We start from the raw sequence: 6,233 nt of genomic DNA on the forward strand, positions 1-6,233 counted from the left end.
GATCTGAATTTTACTTTGGTTGAAATGTCGGCCTCCACCGCAGTTTGCGCCGCTGGCCTTTGGTCGGGGATGCATGTGTCCGGGCAGGCAGCTTGGTGTCGATGTCGATAGGAATTTTTTCTTGACGGGTGAGGGCAGCTATGCTACATTTCTGCCTATGGTGCTGATTTGCGCCAGTGACCCGCCGCACAGTCGTCACCCGCAAGATCTCTCGCCCGCAAGATTTCTACGCCGCGCGTGGTTCGGCTGGCCTGGGCTTGACCATTGTGGCGAGCACGATGCCGCCGACGATGAAGGCCGCGCCGACCAGATCGTAATCGTGCAAGCCCTCGCCGAGCAGCAGATAGGCGAGCATGGCCACGAACACCGTCTGCAGGTAGAGCAGCATGCTTGCCCGGCTTGCGCCGAGCGTTTGCACGCTTTTGTTGTAGAGATAGTACATCAAGGCGCCGCCGGGGCCTGCCAGATAGGCGAGCGCGAGAAGGCTGTGGGCGTTCATGGCGGAGCGTTCGTCGTTGAACAATTCCCACAAATGGAAAGGCAAGGCGACCAGCGCACCGGCGCCAAGCAGCAGCACCACCATCGGCAGGAGTTCGATGCCGAATTTGGCACGGCGCAAAAGCACGGTGTAGAGGCCCCAGCAGAACGCGCTGCCGACAATCCACAACTCGCCGGCGTTGACCTTGAGTTGCAGCAGCGCCGTCAAATTGCCGTGGGCAACGATGAAAACCGGCAAGCGCAACCAGCGCGCCAAGCGACTTCCACAGCCCGAGCGGCTCGCCAAGCACGAAACGGGCGAGCACCATCGTCATGACAGGCGACAGCGCCATGATGATGCCGGCCGTGGTGGCGTCGGTGTGGTTGAGGCCATGGTAGATCATACCCTGGCACAGCGTCAGGCCGATCGCCCCCACGGCGACGACCTCCACGGCGCGCGTTCGCAAAAGCCCGATCATCGCGCCGTGATGACGGTGCACAATCGGCAGCAGGATGGCGCAAGCAAGCGTCAGCCGCCAGAAGCAGAGGCCCCAGGGCGGCATTTCAGGCGCCACCCATTTGGCCGCGATATAGACACCAGCCGAAAGCAACCAGCACAGGACGGCGGCCGGATAGCCGGCCAGGGAGGATATGGGGCGCACGGGTTGCGCGGCTTGATGCGCTATCGGCGCTGCCTGCATGTCATGCCCCCTTCGATGATTTCGGCCGGACAACATAACCTGTGTCGTTGGGTCGTGCATCCGTTTTGAAAGGGTGGGGAGGAATGCGCGTTCGGCCGGCAGACGGCGGAATTTGGGGACGTTTATACGCGGAGGCTGCGGATGAGCATGAGCGAAAGGTGCAGTATTTTAGGTGGCATTCGAGGGTAATCTGATGTGCATCAATTTGGAAGGCTAGAGATGGAGCCTTGCTTACGATTCTTCAGGATCCTCCTCCAGTGCGCATCTAAAACTATCGTGGCGAGAATGTCCGAGAGCATTCTCAAATGACCATGCTCGGCATCGTCGAAATGCTTCTGTCCAGAATTTATGGCCGCGTATACACGGCCAGTAGCGGCGAGAATTAAATCGTCAAGACGGCCACTCATCATCAGACCCTGTTCCAGAAGGAATCCGTAGTCATCTCCACGCCAGCGTCCGCCTTGTTTTTCTGCTGAGAAAATTGACGAACACATCCTACGATGATGTCTTCATGATCATGGTAGCGGTCAGGTGGCGTGGTCGCAGCGATTTGATCGATCACCTCATTCAAGTCGGCAGCCAGGCTAAAGGGTTGTGGGAGAAATCTGCCGCTGTGCGGATCCCATCCGACTTGCCAATTGTGTTTAATATGGCTCAGTCGTCTAAGCACCATGCCGGGCACAAACAGACTCCGCGCAAAGAAATCGCGAATTGCTCCGGTGGTAGCTTGGTCATGAAGACCCGCTCTCGATTTTCTATGGTAAGAATTCGTCAAGCGACTGGAACACACCCGCACTTTTCCAGAGAGCTCGGTTGCCGATGACATATACGGCTTCCTTGGCCCGTGTGACGGCGACGTTCAGCAGGTTGGGCCGTCCACCAGCCCATCCTCGTGCTCCGCGTTGCTCGGCATTGGGTGCTCCAAGGATGAAGAAGACCGCCTCGGCCTCCCGCCCTTGGACCGTGTGGACTGTTCCGACACGCTCGTAGACCCAAGCGAAGGGATTCTCGACCCATCCGTCAAGCAACCCGCTTGTGCGCAGCATTTCACGCATACGGTCCTGCACCACCACAAAAGGGGTCACAATGTAAAAGTCAGGCGTGATGTCTTGCTGGCGAAGCTGCCGGAGCAAACCTAGCAATACTTGGCCCTCCTGCTGGCACCATTTCTCCTGCCCGTGTCCTTCCACATCGACCCACCGTGACGGACCGAGTACGTTCCTGATAGCCGAGGTCTTTGCAGTCCTCGCCTGAACCATCAAGTTCTCATAGGCAATTGCGTTTGACAGGCCGAACATCGGCTCTTCGCATCGCCGATGAACCAGAAGTGGTACCCCGACTTCCCGCATGCCAAGTTTGGTTTCGAAGGTGCCGTAATATTCCGTCGCGCTGTCGGCCAGTGTTTGGACAGATGCTCCCGGCGGGCTATAGATCACGGGATCGACCCCGAATTGGTGACACATCGCCTCGGTCAATTGATCTGGCAAGACCACGACAGGTTCGATCTGAATCGGATCGCCCACAACGATAGCTCGCTTCGTTCTTATTAAAGCGCCGACAGCCGCCTGCGGTAGGGCCTGACCGGCTTCATCGACAAGAAGCCAGCCGAATTCTTCGGGTCCGCTCTTGGGGAACATGCGGGAGACTGACGCGAACGTCGTGGAAACAACTGGCACGAGAAGAAAGAGAGTCGACCACAGGTGGGGGATAAGTGCGTCCTTTTCTTCACTGCCAAGTGATCGAGTGCCAAACCCGTCTATCAGCGCATTCAGATTGTGACGAATTGGCTGCGCCGCCCCGTCGACAAATGCCCGATGTAGCGCCATCCCCGCCTCAAAGACATCATTGCGAAGCCGCGCTGTTTTTTTATCTAACCACGGCGCGGTGATTTGTTTATCCGCGTGCCGCAGCTCGAAAAACTCCTCTGATATAGGAGTTCCGGGATACTGGTGGACAAGAGATACGTAGCGTTGTTTGTCTTGATCCAACGCTGACGTCTCGCGCGCTTGCGTCTTTCGCAGCCTCTCGAAATCCGCTGCCAATCTTGAATGTTCGGAAATCTTTGCATCGACGACCTTCTTCGATGCAGCAAACAGATTCCTTGCGTCAGTCAGTGTTGTCAGCACCGCGCCGTGCTCTGCCTGCCACGCGCGGTATGTGGTCGTTCGGAAAACACGGCTCAAGAAACCGGGACGGGAATGCAAGGCGCCAGCGGCATCGCGCTCAGAGGTCTCTAAAAGTCTTTGCTGTTTTTGATGGATCAGAGTTGCTGCCTGAGCGACATCTTCGGCACGACTGACCGTGGGCTGCAGAGACGCAATCTCAGCCTCAACCTGTGCGATAGCTGCCTGTCCCTTTGCGATACAAAAGATTATGAATCTGTTGCAGGTCCGCGAGTGCTTTCTTCGCCTCGGTGAGCACCGCTGTAAACCGCTGGCGCGCCTTGCGCCACCTCCGCAAGGCCTCCTCATGATCTGCTGGCGGGCGTTCCTGTGCAACGACACGAGGCGGTCTTTGCCGTGTCCCGTCCTCGGTCTTTTCGTTGATCAGCTGCGGGTTGCCGCTTGCCTGCTGCAAATAGCGCTGGAAGCCGACATCCTCATCCCACCAGAAGGTTTGCCGGAAATCGTTTCTGTTTCGGGCGTTTCCGAGAACTGCTGCAATGACGCCCCAGCTATCGCGCGCCAGCAGCGCATCTGAAACCGTTTTGAAGTAACGCAGTTCCGTAGCATCGGCGGCGATAGCGCCCATCCCTGGCAATTCAGCGCTGACATTTTCGACCGCCTTGTTGTTCGAGGAGGCGACGATGATTTCATGCCCCCGAAGCTTGTCGTGGAGCTTGTAGAGGTGAATGAAAGAATTCCCTCTTTTGAGTTTTTGACCGGAAGGCGAAAACGCATCCTTCGGATCGCTAAAGGAACAAAGAAGCTCCGCCCGCTTGGTGACGATAGCAGCCACAACGTCTCGTAAGAGGGTTGTTTTGCCTGTACCCGGCGGACCGTTGACGGCAACAATTCCATCTGTTTTCAAATCGTGCAGTCCCAGATTGACGGCACATTGCTGGAGCATCGCCAAAGGATGTCGTCCGGCGCCGGGCCAGGAACCTAGGGGAAATTTTGCAGGCTCCAACGCATCTGCTATCGCGCGGTTGTCCGTCATTAAATTTCGGCGAGCTTTCGGCTTCGTAGCGCCGATGTAGCGGTTGAAATTACCCGTAGCTTTGCCGTCGGCAGCCAACGCCTGGGCTCGGGCAAGGTCTTCCAGAAAGAATGAATTCAGCAGGATCGATTCAGGAGGATCTTGCAATCTGAAATACTGGTACGAGCGGACTGCGAATACAGGCGCTTTGGTAAAGCGAGAGTCGATTCCGATTTTCGCTACCAGCCAGCGATAGGCCGCTTCGATTGCATTTCGAGTCAGAGGCTTCGGCCGCCCTTCATCATCTTCGGCTACGACCCTTTGGCCAAGCTCTTCAGTTAAACGCCGCTCGATTTGAGACCACGTGCCGAGGTCTCTCAGGTGTCCGGCTAAGGCCACCGGCATACCCCAGCCGAAACTGGAAATAGCTACGGCATCGGCTTCAACGGGACGGCCCTCACGATCAACCATGATGGTTGCAAGCACAGCCTCGCCCCGCGCTGACGGTCTCTCAGTTCTGCTATCGGTGTAGACTTGCAGAAGCGCGGAAACGGCAGCCTCCATGTCAACGCTGCCCAGAATGATCTGATAGTAGAGTTTCTGGTTGGGGCGGCTGCGCTCTCCGCCGCTCTCCCATGGAAGGTCCGGCTTGTCGAGCTGTGCAATTCGGGAGCGATCGCCGCCGGCTAGGTCCTCAGGTTTGCGGAAGGACGGGGGCGAAAGCACCTCCATTGCGGTCCATGTTGACAACACATCGGCTGCGTTGTTCGTGATGGGTGGCCGCTGGAGTAACGATCGCGATGCTGCCGGGGTCGGCTCTTTTTCCGGTTGCGAGGGTGGTTCGATCGTAACTTGCTGTAAGGGCGTTGCCATTACCCTGACGGCCGGCGCGACGGCGGCGGCAGTAGCATCCTCATTCCGAATGCCGTTGCGGTGCTGGGGTGTTGTCTTTGGATTCGTTCCAGCTGCCTGTATCGCTCGGCGTTTTAGTTCCTGCGCGCGAGGGACAGTTCGCTCGGCTAGCTCGGCAATCAGAATTTTCAGAAAATTCGGATCATCGCGTTTTTGGTCGAAGAGCTTTTCAAGCTCCGCTACCCCTTTTTGTATCAATGGTCTTGGAGGCATAATTCTTCTGTCGTATCCTAGTCTTCTAAGATTTCCGGGAAATTTCTTCTTAGAATCAATTTATCAAGATTTCCGACGAGACGTCCATCAACCCCGTCAGGTGCTTTGAATGCGTGCGTTCATTTGTGCCTCTTCGTCACTACCTAAGTCCATAGTGAACCTACCGAAAATGTTCGCCGTTGCCAGCGCTTCAGGCACCATCTGGCGCTGTCAGGAATTTGCCTTCCCGACCCCGTCCACCCCCTCCCATTAACCATTCGTTAACCATTCCCTCGCTAGCGTTTACCTCTCAGTAAGGATTCGCCAGCCGTGACCTTTGCCGCCCCCCTCGAGGCCAAATCCATTCGTTTTCGCGCCCGCTCTTTCGTCGCTTTCACGCTGACGCCAGAAGCGCCTTTGGACGTGTGGCTTGAGGGGCTGGATCACTGGATCGGCAACTCGCCCGGCTATTTTGCCGGCCGCCCGGTGGTGCTTGATCTCAACACCTTGAAGCCCGATGTCGCGGCGATCGAATCGCTGGTCGGCGTGCTTGGCCATCGCGGCATCCGCATCTACGCCATCGAGCTCGACGGCCACACCGCACTCGCGCCCAACCTGCCGCCGGTGCTGGTCGGCGCCAAGGAGGCGACGACGGATGGGTTGCTGCCCCGCGAGGCGCGGGCGCAGGGTGTCGACAAGGCCGAGGGCAGGGCGCCTGAAGCCGGCCCGGACAAGGACAAGGTCGGCAAGGCTGACGCAAGCAAGGCGGGCGATAGCGAGCCGCAGGTTGAAGCTTCGGGCACGCTGATGATC

3 protein-coding genes and 2 pseudogenes are annotated in these 6,233 nt (G+C 57.5%); 1 reads left to right on the forward strand and 4 read right to left on the reverse strand.

Going from position 1 to position 6,233, the window contains the following annotated elements:
* Positions 1–226: 226 nt before the first annotated feature.
* From EN750_RS14415 to EN750_RS39435, 4 genes and pseudogenes are all read right to left on the reverse strand, one after another.
* A pseudogene (locus tag EN750_RS14415) lies at positions 227–1,178 on the reverse strand (EamA family transporter).
* Between the two features lie 409 nt (positions 1,179–1,587).
* A complete protein-coding gene (locus EN750_RS14420; RefSeq protein WP_127396813.1) occupies positions 1,588–1,860 on the reverse strand; it encodes a hypothetical protein in 273 nt (90 codons plus the stop codon).
* 73 nt (positions 1,861–1,933) lie between these two features.
* Positions 1,934–3,304 (reverse strand): DEAD/DEAH box helicase, encoded by a 1,371-nt coding sequence (locus EN750_RS14425; protein ID WP_189526201.1) that lies wholly within the window; start codon positions 3,302–3,304, stop codon positions 1,934–1,936.
* Between the two features lie 202 nt (positions 3,305–3,506).
* A complete protein-coding gene (locus EN750_RS39435) occupies positions 3,507–5,426 on the reverse strand; it encodes a hypothetical protein (RefSeq protein WP_210212745.1) in 1,920 nt (639 codons plus the stop codon).
* Positions 5,427–5,750: 324 nt separating this feature from the next.
* On the opposite strand from EN750_RS39435, the pseudogene EN750_RS14430 reads away from it, so the two are divergent.
* Positions 5,751–6,233, forward strand: a pseudogene (locus tag EN750_RS14430) (septum formation inhibitor MinC); the annotation flags it as partial.

It is taken from the genome of Mesorhizobium sp. M7A.F.Ca.ET.027.03.2.1 (assembly GCF_003999175.1).
GTDB lineage: Bacteria > Pseudomonadota > Alphaproteobacteria > Rhizobiales > Rhizobiaceae > Mesorhizobium.